Annotated in this window: 15 protein-coding genes; 8 read left to right on the forward strand and 7 right to left on the reverse strand. The window is 72.0% G+C overall.

The window, feature by feature from the left end:
- Nucleotides 1-126: 126 nt before the first annotated feature.
- The 3 genes from ACFYR0_RS16795 to ACFYR0_RS16805 form a co-directional block, all read right to left on the reverse strand.
- Nucleotides 127-819 carry a DUF402 domain-containing protein gene (locus ACFYR0_RS16795; protein ID WP_389327693.1) on the reverse strand — a complete coding sequence of 231 codons (693 nt, stop codon included), beginning with the start codon at nt 817-819 and terminating at the stop codon, nt 127-129.
- A gap of 82 nt (nt 820-901) precedes the next feature.
- Nucleotides 902-2,299 carry a class II fumarate hydratase gene (locus tag ACFYR0_RS16800; protein WP_389327696.1) on the reverse strand — a complete coding sequence of 466 codons (1,398 nt, stop codon included), beginning with the start codon at nt 2,297-2,299 and terminating at the stop codon, nt 902-904.
- Between the two features lie 351 nt (nt 2,300-2,650).
- Complete coding sequence (locus ACFYR0_RS16805) at nt 2,651-4,315, reverse strand: fumarate hydratase (protein WP_389327700.1); 1,665 nt, start codon at nt 4,313-4,315, stop codon at nt 2,651-2,653.
- A gap of 145 nt (nt 4,316-4,460) precedes the next feature.
- Between ACFYR0_RS16805 and ACFYR0_RS16810 the strand changes: the two genes are divergently transcribed.
- A complete protein-coding gene (locus ACFYR0_RS16810; protein ID WP_389327703.1) occupies nt 4,461-5,153 on the forward strand; it encodes a DUF1707 domain-containing protein in 693 nt (230 codons plus the stop codon).
- Between the two features lie 114 nt (nt 5,154-5,267).
- A complete protein-coding gene (locus ACFYR0_RS16815) occupies nt 5,268-5,645 on the forward strand; it encodes a WhiB family transcriptional regulator (RefSeq protein ID WP_386383041.1) in 378 nt (125 codons plus the stop codon).
- 270 nt (nt 5,646-5,915) lie between these two features.
- Here the strand turns inward: ACFYR0_RS16815 and glpX are convergent, their stop codons facing one another.
- On the reverse strand, nt 5,916-6,950 hold the full coding sequence (gene glpX, locus ACFYR0_RS16820) for a class II fructose-bisphosphatase (protein ID WP_386383044.1): 1,035 nt from the start codon (nt 6,948-6,950) through the stop codon (nt 5,916-5,918).
- 128 nt (nt 6,951-7,078) lie between these two features.
- On the opposite strand from glpX, the gene ACFYR0_RS16825 reads away from it, so the two are divergent.
- Complete coding sequence (locus tag ACFYR0_RS16825) at nt 7,079-7,603, forward strand: DUF4245 domain-containing protein (RefSeq protein ID WP_389327706.1); 525 nt, start codon at nt 7,079-7,081, stop codon at nt 7,601-7,603.
- A gap of 258 nt (nt 7,604-7,861) precedes the next feature.
- On the opposite strand, the gene ACFYR0_RS16830 is transcribed toward ACFYR0_RS16825, so the two are convergent.
- Nucleotides 7,862-8,101, reverse strand: a complete 240-nt coding sequence (locus ACFYR0_RS16830) for an exodeoxyribonuclease VII small subunit (RefSeq protein ID WP_389327709.1) — start codon at nt 8,099-8,101, stop codon at nt 7,862-7,864.
- Between the two features lie 50 nt (nt 8,102-8,151).
- Nucleotides 8,152-9,390: an exodeoxyribonuclease VII large subunit gene (xseA, locus tag ACFYR0_RS16835; protein WP_389327712.1), complete on the reverse strand. Its 1,239-nt coding sequence runs from the start codon at nt 9,388-9,390 to the stop codon at nt 8,152-8,154.
- A 219-nt stretch (nt 9,391-9,609) separates the two neighbouring features.
- On the opposite strand from xseA, the gene ACFYR0_RS16840 reads away from it, so the two are divergent.
- Complete coding sequence (locus ACFYR0_RS16840) at nt 9,610-10,632, forward strand: 4-hydroxy-3-methylbut-2-enyl diphosphate reductase (RefSeq protein WP_386378983.1); 1,023 nt, start codon at nt 9,610-9,612, stop codon at nt 10,630-10,632.
- 29 nt (nt 10,633-10,661) lie between these two features.
- Nucleotides 10,662-11,414: a polyphosphate--glucose phosphotransferase gene (gene ppgK / locus ACFYR0_RS16845; protein WP_389327716.1), complete on the forward strand. Its 753-nt coding sequence runs from the start codon at nt 10,662-10,664 to the stop codon at nt 11,412-11,414.
- Nucleotides 11,415-11,432: 18 nt separating this feature from the next.
- Here ppgK and ACFYR0_RS16850 read toward each other — a convergent pair whose 3' ends face one another.
- A complete protein-coding gene (locus tag ACFYR0_RS16850) occupies nt 11,433-12,185 on the reverse strand; it encodes a DUF6542 domain-containing protein (protein WP_389327719.1) in 753 nt (250 codons plus the stop codon).
- Between the two features lie 207 nt (nt 12,186-12,392).
- Here ACFYR0_RS16850 and ychF point away from each other — a divergent pair, with 207 nt between their 5' ends.
- The 3 genes from ychF to ACFYR0_RS16865 all read left to right on the forward strand — a co-directional run bounded on the left by ychF (nt 12,393) and on the right by ACFYR0_RS16865 (nt 18,027).
- On the forward strand, nt 12,393-13,481 hold the full coding sequence (gene ychF / locus ACFYR0_RS16855; protein WP_389327722.1) for a redox-regulated ATPase YchF: 1,089 nt from the start codon (nt 12,393-12,395) through the stop codon (nt 13,479-13,481).
- A gap of 212 nt (nt 13,482-13,693) precedes the next feature.
- Nucleotides 13,694-16,189, forward strand: a complete 2,496-nt coding sequence (locus ACFYR0_RS16860; RefSeq protein WP_389327725.1) for a DUF4132 domain-containing protein — start codon at nt 13,694-13,696, stop codon at nt 16,187-16,189.
- A 239-nt stretch (nt 16,190-16,428) separates the two neighbouring features.
- Complete coding sequence (locus tag ACFYR0_RS16865; protein WP_389327728.1) at nt 16,429-18,027, forward strand: S8 family serine peptidase; 1,599 nt, start codon at nt 16,429-16,431, stop codon at nt 18,025-18,027.
- Nucleotides 18,028-18,399: the final 372 nt, after the last annotated feature.

An 18,399-nucleotide genomic window follows, 5' to 3' on the forward strand; every position in this document is an offset into this window, starting at 1 on the left:
CCCCTCGCTCACACTGCCGCCCCTCGGTGACATCCGGTCAGACTAGCCGTGCGCTCCGGGAGTTGCCTCCATGCGCCCTTGCGGAGGACGATCCTACGTTTCGTGCCCGGGGGCGCATCAAGGGTCTCATGAGGACACGTGCGCGGGCGTACGGTCCCAGTCGTCCGGCAGAGACGGTACCGCCCAGGACGCGTTCGGGCGCCAGTCCTGCCAGCCGTCCGCGAACGGCGGTCCCCAGGCCTCGATCGCCTCCACCGCGGACCGGCCCGCGTCCCGCACCCGTCCGGCCAGGCCCGCGTCCACCAGCCCGTCCCGCTGGGCCTGTGCGAACTCGTCCTCGTCCCGCCAGTGCCACTTGCGGTCCGGGTCCACGACGATGTCCAGGAAATGGTCCTCGGAGTCCACGCCGCCCTCCCAACGGGACAGCGGTTCCTCGAGGTTGACGTACCAGTTCTTGAACAGCCAGCCCGGCTCCCAGAACAGCCACACCGACCAGGGCAGGCCGGGCCGGGCCAGCTTCAGCACGCCCGTGCCGAACCAGCGGTCGCGCAGCACCGCGCGCGGCTTGGTGTAGCGCGAGGCGAGCGGCTCCAGGTGCACGGGCGTGCCGTCGGCCAGCACCGGCTTCACACACTCGGTGCCGGGCGCGAGCCACACGGCGAGCAGTTCGGCGTCGTCGCGTACGACGGTGACGGGGCGCGCGATGTGGAACCCCGTGCCGCCGTTCTCCCGGTAGCGCCACAGGATCCGGCTCCCGGGCGCCCAGGGGGCCGTCGAACCGTCCGCCGTCTCGCGTCTCATCGCTCCGCCGTCTGCCATGCACAGATATTAGGCGTCACACGGGTACGACGCCCCGGCACCCGGCACGGTTCACACGTCGGTTACCTGTACGCGCCATGCGTCAGGGGCGGGTCATCCGCAGCACGTCCAGCGCCTCGTCGAGCTGTTCGAGCGTGAGGTCCCCGCGCTCGATGTACCCGCCCTCCAGCACGACCGTACGGATCGTCGTGCGTTCGGTGAGCGCCCGTTTGGCGACCTTGGCCGCCTCCTCGTAGCCGATGTACTTGTTGAGCGGGGTGACCACGGACGGCGAGGACTCGGCGTACTCCCGGGCCCGTTCGCGGTCGGCGGTGATGCCGTCGACGGTCCGGTCGGCCAGCAGCCGTGAGACGTTGGCCAGCAGCCGGATCGACTCCAGCACGTTCTTGGCGATGACGGGGAGCATCACGTTGAGCTCGAAGTTCCCGGCGGCACCGGCCGTGGCGACGGTGGTGTCGTTGCCGGTGACCTGGGCGGCGACCATCAGCACCGCCTCCGGGATCACCGGGTTGACCTTGCCGGGCATGATCGAGGAGCCGGGCTGGAGGTCGGGCAGGGCGATCTCGGCGAGGCCGGTGCGCGGCCCCGACGCCATCCACCGCAGATCGTTGGCGATCTTCGTCAGTCCCACCGCGACGGTCCGCAGCTGCCCGCTGGTCTCGACGATCGCGTCCCGCGCGCCCTGCGCCTCGAAGTGGTCGCGCGCCTCCGTCAGCGGCAGCCCCGTGGCGAGCGCGACCTCCTCGATGACGGCCGCGGAGAACCCGGGCGGGGTGTTGATACCGGTGCCGACGGCCGTACCGCCGAGCGGCAGTTCGGCGAGCCGGGGGAGGGAGGACCGCAGCCGTTCGACGCCGTAGCGCACCTGGGCGGCGTACCCGCCGAACTCCTGGCCCAGCGTCACGGGAGTCGCGTCCATCAGATGCGTACGGCCCGACTTCACCACGTCGGCGAACTCCTCGGCCTTGCGTCCGAGCGCGGCGGCGAGATGGTCCAGCGCGGGGATCAGGTCGCGGGTGACGGCCGCGGTGGCGGCGATGTGGATCGAGGAGGGGAAGACGTCGTTGGACGACTGCGAGGCGTTGACGTGGTCGTTGGGGTGCACGGGCCGGCCCAGCCGCTCGCTCGCCAGCGTGGCGACGACCTCGTTGGTGTTCATGTTGGACGACGTCCCCGAGCCGGTCTGGAAGACGTCCACCGGGAAGTGCTCGTCCCAGCGCCCCTCGGCGACCTCCGCGGCGGCCTCCTGCACCGCCCGGGCGATGTCCTCGTCGAGCACGCCCAGCCGGGCGTTGACCTTGGCCGCGGCGCCCTTGATCCGTGCGAGGGCCTCGATGTGCGCCCGCTCGATCCGCTGCCCGGACACCGGGAAGTTCTCGACCGCCCGCTGCGTCTGCGCCCGCCACTTCGCACCCGCGGGCACCCGCACCTCACCCATCGAGTCGTGCTCGACCCGATACCCCTGCTCTCCGTCGGCCACAGCCGATCACCTCCACCAGTCACAGCACCCAGGACGTGACAGGTGTTCCCCAAGAAGCGATCTTCCCCACCCGGTCGACTTCGGACGGCGCCCGCTTTTCGAGCGGCCCCCCGCCCGCCCCGCTCCGCGGACGGCGACCGCTTCTCGAGCCGCCCCCGCCCGGCCCCTTCCGCACTCCGCCCGCGCACCCACCCGCTTCGGACGTGGCCGCTTTTCGAGCAGGTGCCCCTGACGGACCGCGTCGGGCGGTGGGCGGGAAAAGCTCCCGGGGGCAAGGGGGCGAAGCCCCCTGAGGACGGGACGGGAAGGGGCGACGGGGGCGAGAAAAGAGGCCCCCCGCCCCCACGGACGTCAGCCCAGCCCAGGCCCCCGCACGGGAATCGACGTGAACGTCGGCGCAGGCGCCGGATCCTGGAAGAAGTCGTTCCCCTTGTCGTCGACGACGATGAACGCGGGGAAGTCCTCCACCTCGATCTTCCACACCGCCTCCATGCCGAGCTCCTCGTACTCGACGACCTCGACCTTCTTGATGCAGTCCTGCGCGAGCCGCGCCGCGGGCCCCCCGATCGACCCGAGATAGAACCCCCCGTGCGCCCCGCACGCGTCGGTGACCTGCTTGCTCCGGTTCCCCTTCGCGAGCATCACCCTGGATCCCCCGGCGGCCTGGAACTGCTCCACGTAGGAGTCCATCCGCCCGGCGGTCGTGGGACCGAACGACCCGGACGCGTACCCCTCGGGCGTCTTCGCCGGACCGGCGTAGTACACCGGGTGGTCCTTGAGGTACTGCGGCATCCCCTCACCCGCGTCCAGCCGCTCCTTGATCTTCGCGTGCGCGATGTCCCGCGCCACCACGAGCGGCCCGGAGAGCGACAGCCGCGTCTTGACCGGGTACTTGGTCAGCTCCGCGAGGATGTCGTCCATCGGCTGGTTGAGGTCGATACGGACGACGTCGCCCTCCTCGAGGTGCTCGTCCGTCGTGTCCGGCAGGAACCGCGCCGGGTCCGTCTCCAGCTGCTCCAGGAACACACCCTCGGCGGTGATCTTCGCGACGGCCTGGCGGTCGGCGGAGCAGGACACCGCGATGGCGACCGGGCAGGACGCCCCGTGCCGCGGCAGCCGGATCACCCGCACGTCGTGGCAGAAGTACTTGCCGCCGAACTGCGCGCCGATGCCGATCTTCTGGGTGAGCTCGAAGACCTTCTCCTCCAGCTCCTTGTCCCGGAAGCCGTGGCCCAGCTCGGAGCCCTCGGCGGGCGCCTCGTCGAGGTAGTGCGCGGAGGCGTACTTGGCGGTCTTGAGCGCGTACTCCGCGGACGTACCGCCGACCACGATCGCCAGGTGGTACGGCGGGCAGGCGGCCGTACCGAGCGAACGGATCTTCTCCTCCAGGAACTTCATCATGGAGGCCTCGTTCAGGACGGCCTTCGTCTCCTGGTACAGGAACGACTTGTTGGCGGAGCCGCCGCCCTTGGCCATGAAGAGGAACTTGTAGGCGCCGCCGTCGGTGGCGTACAGCTCGATCTGCGCCGGGAGGTTGGAGCCGGTGTTCCTCTCCTCCCACATGGTGAGCGGAGCCATCTGCGAGTAGCGCAGGTTCAGCCGGGTGTAGGCGTCGTAGATGCCCCGCGACAGGGCCTCCTCGTCGCCGCCCTCGGTGAGCACGTTCTGGCCGCGCTTGCCCATGACGATCGCGGTGCCGGTGTCCTGGCACATCGGGAGCACGCCCGCGGCCGCGATGTTGGCGTTCTTCAGCAGGTCCAGCGCGACGAACTTGTCGTTGGCGGACGCCTCCGGGTCGTCGATGATCCGGCGGAGCTGGGCGAGGTGGGCCGGGCGCAGGTAGTGCTGGATGTCGTGGATGGCCTCCTCGGCCAGCTTGCGCAGCGCCTCGGGCTCCACCTTGAGGAACGTCCGCCCGTCGGCCTCGAAGGTGGAGACACCCTCGGACGTCACCAGCCGGTAGGGGGTGGTGTCCTCTCCCAGGGGGAGCAGATCGGTGTACGCGAACTCAGGCATCTCAGCCCATTCCTCACTCTGACGGACGGCCGCCCGCCGACGCTGGCGAGCCTACCCAGCGTAGAACCTGCCGCTGACGGTGAACCTGTGAGGTAAGGCTCAGTCGGGGGTGTCGCGATCTATCGTGTTTCGGTACGCTGTTGTCGTGGACCTTCAGAAGCAGACCGCCCCCGCCGCCGCACCCGCGGCCGAGCTGCGCGCCTCCGACGCGGACCGTGACCGGATCGCCGACATCCTGCGCGAGGCCCTGGCCGAGGGCCGGCTGACCGCCGACGAGCACGCCGAGCGCGTCGAGGGCGCCCTGGCCGCCCGTACGGTCGGCGAGCTGGAGGTCCTCATACGCGATCTGCCCGCGGCCCACGCCCCGCGCCCGTCCGCCCCGTACACCGCGCCCCACCGCCCGACGGCCGGCGCGATCCCGATCGACCCGGACGAGAACGTGGTCGCGGTGTTCGCGAGCGCCGTGCGCAAGGGCCGCTGGCGCGCGGGCCGCCGTATCCACGCGTACGCGATCTTCGGCAGTGTCGAGATCGACCTGAGCGAGGCCCTGTTCGAGTACCAGCAGGTGGTCATCAAGGCGTGGTCGGTCTTCGGCAACGTCGAGGTCCGTGTCCCGGAGAACGTCTCGCTGCGCGGCACCGGCGGCGGTGTCCTCGGCAACTTCGAGGTGGCCCCGCTGGACGCGACCGACCCCGAGGCGCCGGTGGTGTTCGTGGACGGCTGGGCGGTGCTCGGCAACGTGGAGGCGCGCCCTCGCCGGGGGAAGACCGTCGCGGACATCATCGATCGCGTCCAGCACAAGGCCGAAAAGAGTTTGCGCAGACATCTCGGTCATTGACGGGGGTGGACCAGTCGGCTCCGGCGGTTGCCAACTGCCCGCATAGGCACGCGTACAGCGGGTAGACCTTGCTGCATCGTCTCTCGCTCGCGAAGCCGTCGTCAGGAGTAGACCGTGCTGCAAACGCCGCATTCGTCCCGACAGGTAGCTGCCGTTCCGGACCAGCGGATGCCAGCGCGGGACAGGGACCAAGACGCACCCTGGCACACCGAGGCGGTGTGCCGGCGCGACGAGGCCGGCCTGTTCTTCGCCCCCTCCAAGGAGCCCACCGCCGCCCGGCTGTCGCGCGAGGAGGCCGCCAAGCGCGTGTGCGCCCGCTGCCCCGTCATGGTCGAGTGCCGCGAGCACGCCCTGCTCCAGCCCGAGCCCTACGGCGTCTGGGGAGGCCTCACGGCCGCCGAGCGCCGCGTCGTCCTCGCCCGGCGCCGCCGCCGCGACATGGAGCTCAAGAAGGCCACCAGGGCAGCCGCCCGCATAGCCCAGGCCGGCTGACCCACCCGCGCAAGAAGGGGCGCCCCCTCCGCACAGGGGACGCCCCTCCCACCACCGCCTCCGAGGGGACGCGGGAACCGCGCGACCCACTCCACTCAGCTCCAGCAACGCCACGGGCGGGGCCACCGCCCTGCAAGGGGCGCGGGGAACTGCGCGAACAAGGGACCGGCGCTCCAGGGGCGCGGGGAGCCGCGCGAACTACCCCCACGACCCGCACCCGCCCACAACGGGCAAGCGCTACGGCCTCACCGCGTCACAGCCCCACCGCGGTCACTTCGCCCGATCGAAGTCGATCGCGCTATAGGCACGCAGCTTGCTGAGCCGATGCTCGGAGTCGATCCGCCGAACCGTCCCGGACTTCGACCGCATCACGATCGAGTCGGTCGTGGCCGTCTCCGACCGGTACCGCACACCCCGCAGCAACTCACCGTCGGTGATCCCCGTGGCCACGAAGAACACGTTCTCCCCGGTCACCAGATCCTCCGTGGTCAGCACCCGGTCGAGATCGTGCCCGGCGTCGATCGCCCGCTGCCGCTCCTCGTCGTCCTTGGGCCACAGCTTCCCCTGGATCGTGCCGCCCAGACACTTCACCGCACAGGCGGAGATGATGCCCTCCGGCGTGCCGCCGATGCCGAGCAGCATGTCCACGCCCGTGCCCTCGCGCAGCGCGAGGATGGAGCCGGCCACGTCACCGTCGGAGATCAGCTTGATCCGCGCACCGGTCTCCCGGATCTCGTTGATGATCCCCTCGTGGCGGGGCCGGTCGAGGATGACGACGGTCACGTCCTCCGGCGCGGACCGCTTCGCCTTCGCGACCCGGCGGATGTTCACCGACACGGGCGCGTTGATGTCGACGAAGTCGGCGGCCTCGGGGCCGGTGACCAGCTTGTCCATGTAGAACACGGCGGACGGGTCGAACATCGCCCCGCGCTCGGTGGCGGCGAGGACGGCGATCGCGTTGGGCATGCCCTTGGCGGTCAGCGTGGTCCCGTCGATCGGGTCGACGGCGATGTCGACCTCGGGGCCCGTGCCGTCACCGACGCGCTCGCCGTTGAAGAGCATCGGCGCCTCGTCCTTCTCGCCCTCGCCGATGACGACCACGCCGTTCATCGACACGGTCGAGACGAGGGTGCGCATGGCGCGCACCGCGGCACCGTCGGCGCCGTTCTTGTCGCCGCGTCCCACCCAGCGGCCGGCGGCCATCGCGGCGGCCTCGGTCACCCGGACCAGCTCCAGGGCGAGGTTGCGATCGGGGGCTTCGGAGGGAACGTCCAGCTCGGACGGCAATTGATGATGCTCGGTCATCGGAGCGCACCTTTCTGATACGACGACGGCCGGATGAGGGTTCTGGACGACGACTCTATCGCCAGGACGACAAACTGAGCAGGGGGCCCCACGGATGAGCGCCGGGGCCACCTGCGACCATAGGGGGCGTGGCAGGCACCTACGGCAAGCAGAAGTCGGCCCGGGACATGATCCTCTCCCTGGGCCTCATCGTCCTCGCGGCGTTGTTCGTCTACATGTTCATCCCGAACGACGACGGCGAACCCGACATCAAGCGCGTCGACTACCGGGTGGAACTGCTGACGGCCCGCCGCGCGGCCCCGTACGGCGTGGCGGCTCCCGAGGGCCTGCCGAACGCCTGGAAGGCCACCTCCGTGCGCTTCCAGGGCACCGAGTCCGACGCCTGGCACCTGGGCTTCCAGGACCCCGACGGCGAGTACGTGGCGGTCGAGCAGTCCACCGCGCGGCCGGTCGTGTTCATCGAGGAGGCCAGCCAGAGCGCCAAGGAGACGGCGACCACCGAGCAGATCGACGGCCGCACCTGGACCCGCTACACCGGCGGCCGCTACGACGCGCTGGTCCTGCGGGGCGAGGACGGCGCCACGACGCTGGTGACCGGTACGGCCTCCTTCGACCGCCTGAAGGAGATGGCCCAGGCCCTGAAGCTGGCCTGAGCACGACCCCACGGAAGACGTGGCACAGGCCCCCGGCACCACGCCGGGGGCCTTTCTCACGCGCCCGCACACCCTAAGGACCCGCGTTACGCGTACGCGCACCCCTCAGGGACGGGCACCCGGCGTGAGAGCGCCCCGGAGGCGGCCGACGCGAGGGCGCCCACCCCACACTCTTCGGACCCGCGTACGCGTCCGCGCCCCCTCGGGGAGGGGCACCCGGCGCGAGAGCCCCCGGGAGGCGGCCGACGCGAGGGCGCCCTACTCCTCGTCCCCCGCCGCGTCCCCGTCCGCCGCGTCCTCCCCCGCCAGCGCCGCGTCCAGCCGCGCCCGCGCGCCCTCCAGCCAGCGTCGGCACACCTTCGCGAGCTCCTCGCCGCGCTCCCACAGCGCCAGGGACTCCTCCAGCGTCGTACCGCCCGCCTCCAGCCGGCGTACGACCTCGATCAGCTCGTCGCGCGCCTGCTCGTACCCGAGCGCCTCATCCACCTTGCCGGTCATCCGCCCACCCTAGACATCATCGCCACGTCCTCCGGGACCTCGCGCACCCGTCAGACCTCTTCGCTTCCCTCGACACGCACGGGTTCCTCGACCCGCACGGAGAACCCGCCCTCGGCCACCCGCGCGCGCAGCGCCTCACCGGCCGTGACCTCGCCCGCGGCGCGGACCGCGTGACCGTCGGCCCGCTGGAGCACGGCGTACCCGCGCTTGAGCGTCGCGGCGGGGGAGAGCGCCACCACGCGCGCGTGGGTGTGCGTCAGCTCCGAGTCGGCGCGGTCCAGCAGATGCCCGAGGCAGCGCCGGGAGCGTTCCGCCAGCGACGACACCTGCGCGGCCCGCTCGTCGACCATGCGGTGCGGGTCCTCTATCGAGGGCCGGGCCAGCGCGTGGGCGAGCCCGCGCTCCTCGCGCGCGAGGTACGCCTCCACACAGCGCCGCGCCCGGTCGCGCAGCTGCCGCACCCGCTCCAGCTCCTCGCCGACGTCCGGCACGACCTTCTTGGCCGCGTCGGTGGGCGTGGAGGCCCGCAGGTCGGCGACGTGGTCCAGCAGCGGGTTGTCCGGCTCGTGGCCGATCGCGGACACCACCGGCGTACGGCACTCCGCGACCGCCCGCACGAGCTGCTCGTCGGAAAACGGCAGCAGGTCCTCCACGCTGCCGCCGCCGCGCGCGACGATGATCACGTCGACCTCGTCGAGCGCGTCGAGCTCCTTGACGGCCTGCACGACCTGCGGCACCGCGTGCACGCCCTGCACGGGGACGTTGCGCACCTCGAAGCGCACGGCGGGCCAGCGGCGCCGGGCGTTCTCCAGCACGTCCCGCTCGGCGGCCGAGGCCCGCCCGCAGACGAGGCCGATCAGCTGAGGCAGGAACGGCAGCGGCTTCTTGCGCTCCGGCGCGAACAGTCCCTCGCCCGCGAGCGCCTTCTTCAGCTGCTCCAGCCGCGCGAGCAGCTCGCCGACCCCCACGGGCCGGATCTCGGCGGCCCGCAGGGAGAGCTGCCCCCTGGGGGCGTACCACTCGGGCTTGGCCAGGACGACGACCCGGGCGCCCTCGCCGACCACGTCCGCGACCGCGTCGAACACCTGGCGGTAGCAGGTGACGCTGACCGAGATGTCGTACGACGGGTCGCGCAGGGTCATGAACACCACCCCGGCGCCGGGCCGCCGGGACAGCTGTGTGATCTGCCCCTCGACCCACACGGCGCCGAGCCGGTCGACCCATCCCCCGATGAGCCGCGAGACCTCACCGACGGGCAGCGCGGACTCGGGACTCGTGTTCACAGCCATGCCGCGAGCGTAACGGCCGCCGCCGACAATCCGGCCGCGGACCGAGGGGCCTGCACCGACAATCCGGCCGCGGACGTAAGAGCGCCTTCACCGACAATCCGGCCGCGGGCGGCCGGCGTCCCGCCGACCGGTCGCCGCCCGTCGCCCGCACGTCCCCCGCCCGTCCCGCGGCACCGCGCACGGGGCAGCTGATCCGGGCCGTCCGGAGGCGGCCTTACGATGGGACGCATGACTGCTTCGTCTGGCCGCCGTGTCCTGCTCGCCGCCCCCCGTGGCTACTGCGCGGGTGTGGACCGCGCCGTGATCGCCGTCGAGAAAGCCCTGGAGCAGTACGGGGCTCCGGTGTACGTCCGGCACGAGATCGTCCACAACAAGTACGTCGTGCAGACCCTGGAGAAGAAGGGCGCGATCTTCGTCGAGCAGACGGAGGAGGTGCCGCCGGGCAACATCGTGATGTTCTCCGCGCACGGCGTCGCCCCCGTCGTCCACGAGGAGGCCGAGCGCGGCAGCCTCGCCACCATCGACGCCACCTGCCCGCTGGTCACCAAGGTCCACAAGGAAGCCGTCCGCTTCGCCGACGAGGACTACGACATCCTGCTGATCGGGCACGAGGGCCACGAGGAGGTCATCGGCACCTCCGGCGAGGCCCCCGACCACATCCAGCTCGTCGACGGTCCGGGCGACGTGGCCAAGGTCGAGGTCCGCGACCCGTCCCGGGTCGTCTGGCTCTCCCAGACCACGCTCTCGGTCGACGAGACGATGGAGACGGTCGACGCGCTGAAGGACAAGTTCCCGCAGCTGATCTCCCCGCCGAGCGACGACATCTGCTACGCCACCCAGAACCGCCAGCTCGCCGTGAAGCAGATGGGCGCCGAGGCCGAGCTGGTCATCGTGGTGGGCTCGCGCAACTCCTCCAACTCCAAGCGCCTGGTCGAGGTCGCCAAGCTCGCCGGCTCCCGGGACGCCTACCTGGTCGACTTCGCCCACGAGATCGACGAGGCCTGGCTGGAGGGCGTCTCCACGGTCGGTGTCACCTCGGGCGCGTCGGTGCCGGAGGTGCTCGTCGAGGAGGTCCTGGAGTGGCTCGCGGGCCGCGGTTACGCGGACGTCGAGCTGGTCAAGGCCGCCGAGGAGTCCATCACCTTCTCGCTGCCGAAGGAACTGCGCCGGGACCTGCGCGCGGAGGCCGCCGCCCTGGTCGCCCAGCGGGGCGGCAGCGGCGCGGACCCCGCCGGGGAGTGACCGTCAGTCGTCCGTCGTAACGTGGAGCCATGCAGATCTTCGGTGTGGACATCGGCGGTTCCGGCATCAAGGGTGCCCCTGTGGACCTGGGCAGGGGTGACCTCGCCCGGGAGCGCCACAAGGTGCTCACTCCTCAGCCGTCGACCCCGGACGCGGTGGCCGACGGCGTGAAGGAGGTCGTCGAGCACTACGGCTGGACGGGCCCGATCGGCGTCACGTTCCCCGGTGTCGTGACGAACGGCTCGACGATCCGCACCGCGGCCAACGTCGACAAGGCCTGGATCGACACGGACGCGCGCGCCCTGCTGGGAGAGCGCCTCGGTGGCCTCCCGGTCACCGTGGTCAACGACGCGGACGCGGCGGGTGTCGCCGAGATGCACTTCGGCGCCGGCCGCGACCGCAGGGGCACGGTCCTCCTCCTCACCTTCGGCACCGGCATCGGCAGCGCCCTGTTCATCGACGGCGTCCTCGTCCCCAACTCCGAGCTGGGCCATCTCGAACTGGGCGGCCACGACGCGGAGAAGCGCGCCTCCAGCAAGGCCAAGGAGGACGGCGACCTCACCTGGGAGCACTGGGCCCGCCGTGTCTCGAAGTACCTGGCCCATGTCGAGATGCTCTTCTCCCCGGAGCTGTTCATCATCGGCGGCGGCGTCAGCCGCAAGTCGGAGAAGTTCCTCCACCTGATCGAGGGGATCAAGGCGGAGATCGTCCCGGCGCAGCTCCAGAACAACGCGGGCATCGTCGGCGCGGCGATGAGAGCGGTGGAGACGGGCGAGGCGTAGCCCGGGGGGCGCCCTGGGCTACGCGCCCGCGGGCGGGCGGGGCCTCGCCGCGGCGCGGCGCCGGTGGACGAGGCGGAGCCGACGGGTGATCACGACGAGACCGGCGACGAGGGTCCCGCCGTAGAGCCATCCGGCCTCGGTGGCGAGGGCGGTGAACAGGTTCATCAGCCGCCCCCCGACACCCTCGCCGCCCGCGATCGGCAGCAGGCCGACGGCGAACGCGATCGGGACGACGACCGGACCGGTCACCAGGTCCCCCCGCCGTACCCAGGCCGCCGTCAGCAGGCACACCGGCAGGAACAGCACGCCGTAGACCGTCAGGGACGAGCCGAACAGCAGCGCGTCCAGCAAGGCGATCACGAGCATCACGGCGGAGCAGAACAGCCCGCCGCCGAGCCCGGTCAGACGGGGGCTGGGCAGCCGTCGCAGGCCCGCGGCGGCCCGGGCGGTGGGCCGCCGGGTGCGGGCGGGCCGGTTGCGCGGGTCCCCGGCGGAGCCGTCGCGGCCGGCGGAGGCGGGGCGTGAGCCGCCGCGGGAAGGGCGGGAGCCTTCGCGGAGGCGGCCCTCGCCCTGGGCCTGGCGGGGCGGACGGGCGCCGTCCTGGGCGGGTCGTGGACCGGCGGCCGCCGGGCGCCCCTGGCGCGGGGCCGACCGGCCGGCGCCGGGCCGGGCCTGGCGGTCGCCCGGATCGCCGGAACCGGCCTGGGGCGGCAGCGGGGGCTTGCCGCGGCGCGGTCCGGACCGGTCTTGGCGAGTCCTGTATTGCTCCACTGGACCAACTTAGGTCGTTTTATGTGTCGAACGGCCCTTCAGACACGCCGGGGGAACGAGCTTGGCCAAGCGTTCGACGGATCGCCGGGGGCCCGGCCGGCACCCCGTAAACTGGTGGATCGGCCAGGCTCTCCTCTGGCCCCGGCCCGAAGGCCGTATGGCCCCGAAGGCGCCCCCTGGCCCCTCTCACGTACGGGAAGACGCAACGTGTCGCTCACGATCGGAATCGTCGGTCTGCCGAATGTCGGCAAGTCGACCCTGTTCAACGCCCTGACCAAGAACGACGTGCTGGCGGCCAACTACCCGTTCGCCACGATCGAGCCGAACGTCGGCGTGGTCGGCGTCCCCGACGCCCGCCTGGCCAAGCTGGCGGAGATCTTCGGCTCGGAGCGCATCCTCCCCGCGACGGTCGACTTCGTCGACATCGCGGGCATCGTGCGCGGCGCCTCCGAGGGCGAGGGCCTGGGCAACAAGTTCCTGGCGAACATCCGCGAGTCCGACGCGATCTGCCAGGTCATCCGCGCGTTCAAGGACGAGAACGTCGTCCACGTCGACGGCAAGGTCTCGCCGAAGGACGACATCGAGACCATCAACACCGAGCTGATCCTCGCGGACCTCCAGACGATCGAGAAGGTCCTGCCCCGCCTCCAGAAGGAGTCGCGGATCAAGAAGGACGTGGTCCCGAAGGTCAAGGCCGTCGAGGAGGCGCAGGAGATCCTGGAGAAGGGCGACACCCTCTTCTCCCAGGGCATCCTCCAGGGCACCGAGCGCGCGGAGCTCCTCCACGACCTGCACCTGCTCACCACGAAGCCGTTCCTCTACGTCTTCAACGTCGACGAGGACGAGCTGACCGACGACTCCTTCAAGGACGAGCAGCGCGCCCTGGTCGCCCCCGCCGAGGCGATCTTCCTGAACGCCAAGCTGGAGGCCGACCTCGCCGAGCTGGACGAGGAGGACGCCATGGAGCTCCTGGAGTCGGTGGGCGCCGAGGAGCCGGGCCTGGCCACCCTCGCCCGCGTCGGCTTCAACACCCTGGGCCTCCAGACGTACCTCACGGCCGGCCCCAAGGAGTCCCGCGCCTGGACCATCAAGAAGGGCGCCACCGCCCCCGAGGCCGCCGGTGTCATCCACACCGACTTCCAGAAGGGCTTCATCAAGGCCGAGGTCATCTCCTTCGCCGACCTGGTCGAAACCGGCTCGGTAGCCGAGGCCCGCGCCAAGGGCAAGGCCCGCATGGAGGGCAAGGACTACGTCATGCAGGACGGGGATGTCGTGGAGTTCCGCTTCAACGTCTGACACCTCCCACGAAAGGCCGTCCGGCCTGCGACTGAGCAGGCAGGGCGGCCTTCGCCGTCCGCGGCGCCCGCAGCGTGCCGGACGAGTCACGGCACCACCTCGCCGACGCGCCGGGCCCGGCCGTCCCTCTGCCCGAACCCTCGGCCCGGCCGTCCCTCTGCCCGAACCCTCGGACGGCACCCGTTGTCAGTCCCCCCTGTCATCATCCCGCCATGTTCTTCGACGACTTGGTGACCGACTCCCGGCGGGACGACGGGCTGGACGGGGTCCGGGGGGCCGCGCTGCGGCGGGGGCGGGTGCTGGTCGAGCTGGTGGCGCGGGAGCGGGCGGCGTACCGGGCGCTGCTGGTGGACTGGCACGGGCGGGCCGAGCACGAGGCGGCGCTCGCGCGGGTCAAGGGCGAGATCGGCCGGTGGCTCACGGGCGCCGTGGACGAGGACGGCCGGGCCGCGGCCGTCTGCCTGATGCTCGCGGCGAGCCACGACGCCGACGGACTCTGGGACCACGACGCCGAGATCGACGGTCTGATGAGGCGGCTGGACGGCTGGAGCGGCGAGGAGGCCGCGGTGCTGGTGCTGCGCGCCTGCGAGTACGACATGGACCACTGGTTCGCCCGAGGGCTGTCGGCCGCGCTCAGAGCCGTCGAGCGGCTGGACGAGGACGGCCGCGAGACGGTCGCTCCCTGGCTGCGGCATGCGCAGGCGCAGCTGGCCCGGGGCCAGGTCGGCGCGCGGGAACGCCGGTCGCTCACCAGGCGCCTGACCGCCCTGCTCGGAGCGGCCGGCGAGGCCGTCGTGCCCGTGGGGCTGATCCCCGCGCAGGCCTCCTGGGCCGCGCCCCTGCGGGAGCGGGCCGAGACCGCGCCGAACGCGGAACTGGCCCGGCTCGTGCGGCATCTGGCCGCGCTCTCCGGCCCCCGGCCCACCCAGCGCTGGCGGCGCACCTGCCTGGAGGCCGTCGACGCGGCGGCCGCGCGCGAGGTCGTGGCCGGGATGCTGGAGGCGCTGGCCGAGGGCGACGCGCTGTGCAGCCGGGCGGCCGGCGCGGGAACCGCCTGGATCGGCGACGAGTACCACTACCACTACCTGGCCCACGACAAGGACACCGATCTGGCGCGCGGAGCCGTGTGGGCGGCCGCGCTCACCGAGACCCCCGCCACCGTCCGCCTGCTCGGCGCGCTCGCGCTGCGCGTCGGCGGCCCCGGCTCAGGCGTGGCGGCGGACCTCAAGCTCGCGGGCGCCGCCATCAACGCGCTCGCCGAGGTCGGCGACCCTGCCGCGCTGGAGGAACTGTGGCGGCTGGGCACCCGGATCAGGCACCGGGCCCTGCGCAAGCAGCTCGACGCCGCGGTGGTCACGGCCGCCGGACGGCAGGGCGTCACCCCCGAGCAGCTGGTCGAGCGCAGCGTGCCCCGGCACGGCCTGGCCGCCGACGGCTCCCTCGAACGCGACCTGGGCGGACACCGCGTACGCCTGGCGATAGAGGACGCCGCGACCGTACGGCTCACCTTCACCCACCCCGACGGCCGCACCTCCCGCACGGCGCCGGCCGCGCTCAAGGACGGCCACCCGGAGGAGCTCGCCGGCGTCAGAGCGCTGGCCAAGGCGGTGCGCTCCACGCTGTCGGGCGAACGCGCCCGGGTGGAGGCGCTGATGTCGGCCGGGCGCGAGTGGCCGTACGACGAGTGGTGCGCGCACTACCGGGACCATCCGGTCACGGGGGTGCTCGTGCGCGGGCTGATCCTGGAGTACCGCGACGCGGACGGCGGCTGGCACGCCCTCGCGCCGGGGGCCGTACCGCCGGGCGAGCCGGAGCGGGTGCGGCTGTGGCATCCGGTCCGGGCCCCGGTGGAGGAGATCGGCCGGTGGCGGGAGCGGATGGTCGCCGACCGTCTGCGCCAGCCGTTCAAGCAGGCCTTCCGCGAGATCTACCTGCTCACGCCCGCCGAGGAACGGACCCGCGTCTACTCCAACCGGTACGCGGCGCACATGGTGCACTACCAGCGGCTGTACGCCCTGTTCAAGGAGCGCGGCTGGCAGTCCAACTACCTCGGCTCCTACGACGGCGGCTACGACGGCCGGGCGCGCGGGGAGTTCGGCGACGGCCGGTGGCGGGCGTGCTTCCACCACGAGCCCGTGCCCGGCGGCGACGGCCACTATTCGCCGGACCTCGCGGCGACCGACCAGGTCCGGTTCGAGCGCCGCGCCGGCCGCCGCTGGCAGGAGGTACCGCTGGCGGAGGTCCCACCCCTGGTGTTCAGCGAGGCCATGCGCGACGTGGACCTCTTCGTCGCGGTCACCTCCATAGCCGCCGACCCCGACTGGACCGACCGCGGACCGCGGCGCGCGTACTGGGAGCGGGCCGGTTTCGCGGAGCTGACCGGCAGCGCCGAGTCCCGCCGCGACGCGCTGTCGCGCATCCTGCCCCGGCTGAGGATCGCCGACCGCTGCACGCTCGACGGCCGTTTCCTGGTCGTCCGCGGGGACCTGCGCACCTACCGCATCCACCTGGGCTCGGCGAACATCCTGATGGAGCCGGACGACTCGTACCTGTGCATCGTGCCCGGCGGCCGGACCGCCACGGGCAAGGTCTTCCTGCCCTTCGAGGACGACCGCCTGTCGCTGATCCTCAGCAAGGCCTTCCTGCTGGCCGCAGACAGGACGATCACCGACGAGACGATCCTGCGGCAGATCGGACGCGCGGCCTGACCGGCGGGGAGGGGCGCCCCTCCCCGGTGTCGCAAAGCTGACGGAAAGTCATGTCAAGGACGTGGCAAGCCTGTTACGTCCGTGCAGGGCTCTTGTGAAATTCCTGCGGACCCCGCAATCTTTCGGCTGACGCACAGGAGCGCCACAGCAGATTGACATGTCCCTGTCGCGCTCACGGTGTCTGCGAGACGTACCACTCCCCACCAGCAGCGCACCACCGATTGAGGAGGATCCCTCAGATGGCAGCGATGCGTGTTTCAGGCGGAACCCCCAGACGGACCCCGAGGCGAAAAGCGGCCGCGATCGGCATGGCGGTCAGTGCCGCGCTCGCCGCGGGTCTCGTCTCCGCCCTGCCCGCGGGCGCGGCCACAGCCGCTCCCGAAGGCCGCATCCAGTACGAGGGCGCGGCCAACGCCGTGGCCGACAGCTACCTCGTGACCCTGAAGGCCGACCGGGCGCGCTCCACCACCGCCGCGGGTCGCGCCGTGGCGACCAAGTACGGGGCCACGATCGAGCGGACGTACAAGAAGGCGCTCAACGGCTTCGCGATCCAGGCGAGTCCGGCCGAGGCCAAGCGGCTCGCCGCCGACCCGTCCGTGGCCTCCGTGGTGCAGAACCGCACCTTCCACATCGACGGGACGCAGCCCAGCCCGCCGTCCTGGGGCCTGGACCGGATCGACCAGCGCGCCCTCCCGCTGAACAACTCCTACACCTACCCGGACTCCGCCGGGCAGGGCGTCACCGCGTACGTCATCGACACCGGTGTCCGCATCAGCCACGGCGACTTCGGCGGCCGGGCGTTCAACGGCTACGACGCCATCGACAACGACAACGTCGCCCAGGACGGCCACGGCCACGGCACCCATGTCGCCGGTACGGTCGCGGGCAACGCCTACGGTGTCGCCAAGAAGGCCCGTGTCGTCGGCGTACGCGTCCTGAACAACTCCGGCTCGGGCACCACCGCGCAGGTGGTCGCGGGCATCGACTGGGTCGCCCAGAACGCGGTCAAGCCGGCCGTCGCCAACATGTCCCTGGGCGGCGGCGCCGACACCGCGCTCGACAACGCCGTACGCAACGCCGTCGCCTCCGGCGTCACCTTCGCCGTGGCGGCGGGCAACGAGTCGACCAACGCCTCGACCCGGTCGCCCGCACGCGTCACCGAGGCGATCACGGTGGGCGCGACCACCAGCACGGACGCCAAGGCCAGCTACTCCAACTACGGCACCGTGCTGGACCTGTTCGCGCCGGGCTCGTCGATCACCTCGGCGTGGAACACCAGCGACACCGCCACCAACACCATCTCCGGTACGTCGATGGCGACGCCGCATGTCGCGGGAGCGGCGGCGCTGTACCTCGCCGACAACCCGACGTCGACCCCGGCGCAGGTGAGCACGGCCCTGGTGAACGCCGCCACGCCCAACGTGGTGACCAGTCCCGGCACCGGTTCGCCCAACCGCCTTCTCTATGTCGGCGGCGGCACGACCACCCCGCCCGGTCCGCGGTTCGAGAACACCGGTGACTACGCGATCAACGACAACTCCACCGTCGAGTCGCCCGTCACCGTCTCCGGTGTCAGCGGCAACGCGCCGTCCGCTCTGGCGGTGCAGGTCAACATCGTCCACACCTACATCGGTGACCTCCAGGTCCAGCTGATCGCGCCCGACGGGAGCGCGTACACGCTGAAGGGCTTCGGTACGGGGGGCAGTTCGGACAACATCAACACCACGTACTCCGTGAACGCGTCCTCCGAGGTCGCCAACGGGACGTGGAAGCTCCGCGTGACGGACAACGCGAATCTCGACACCGGGCGGATCGACGCCTGGGCGCTTCAGTTCTGACCGCTGGTCCAGCCGTACCTCGTCCTCGCGGAAGCGGTATCTCTGCGAGGGCGAGGCGCGCTGGGCTGAGGGGCGGGGGCGTGTCGCAGCTCGGCGTCAGCGAGGCACCGCCCGGTGGTGGCTGAGGGGCGGCACGCATGCCCGCGGCTAGGCGCGGCGGGCGACGGGAAGCCGCGTACGGCGGGGAGGGGGCGGGGTGGGGGTGTCCGCCCGCAGCGGCCGCCGTCAGACACCAGAACCCCCGTAGGAGGCCAGTCCGGCGGACCGAGGACGGACACCCCCCCCCCCCCCCCCCCCCCCCCCCCCCCCCCCCCCCCCCCCCCCCCCCCCCCCCCCCCCCCCCCCCCCCCCCCCCCCCCCCCCCCCCCCCCC

This window comes from Streptomyces sp. NPDC005017 (genome assembly GCF_042873115.1).
Taxonomy (GTDB): domain Bacteria; phylum Actinomycetota; class Actinomycetes; order Streptomycetales; family Streptomycetaceae; genus Streptomyces.

What these genes read in the sequence shown, in the direction of transcription:
- ACFYR0_RS16795 (WP_389327693.1), bottom strand. Translation starts at nt 819, where the DNA reads ATGGCAGACGGCGGAGCGATGAGACGCGAGACGGCGGACGGTTCGACG.
- ACFYR0_RS16805 (WP_389327700.1), bottom strand. Translation starts at nt 4,315, where the DNA reads ATGCCTGAGTTCGCGTACACCGATCTGCTCCCCCTGGGAGAGGACACC.
- glpX (WP_386383044.1), bottom strand. Translation starts at nt 6,950, where the DNA reads ATGACCGAGCATCATCAATTGCCGTCCGAGCTGGACGTTCCCTCCGAA.
- ACFYR0_RS16830 (WP_389327709.1), bottom strand. Translation starts at nt 8,101, where the DNA reads ATGACCGGCAAGGTGGATGAGGCGCTCGGGTACGAGCAGGCGCGCGAC.
- xseA (WP_389327712.1), bottom strand. Translation starts at nt 9,390, where the DNA reads ATGGCTGTGAACACGAGTCCCGAGTCCGCGCTGCCCGTCGGTGAGGTC.
- ACFYR0_RS16840 (WP_386378983.1), top strand. Translation starts at nt 9,610, where the DNA reads ATGGGACGCATGACTGCTTCGTCTGGCCGCCGTGTCCTGCTCGCCGCC.
- ppgK (WP_389327716.1), top strand. Translation starts at nt 10,662, where the DNA reads ATGCAGATCTTCGGTGTGGACATCGGCGGTTCCGGCATCAAGGGTGCC.
- ACFYR0_RS16860 (WP_389327725.1), top strand. Translation starts at nt 13,694, where the DNA reads ATGTTCTTCGACGACTTGGTGACCGACTCCCGGCGGGACGACGGGCTG.
- ACFYR0_RS16865 (WP_389327728.1), top strand. Translation starts at nt 16,429, where the DNA reads ATGGCAGCGATGCGTGTTTCAGGCGGAACCCCCAGACGGACCCCGAGG.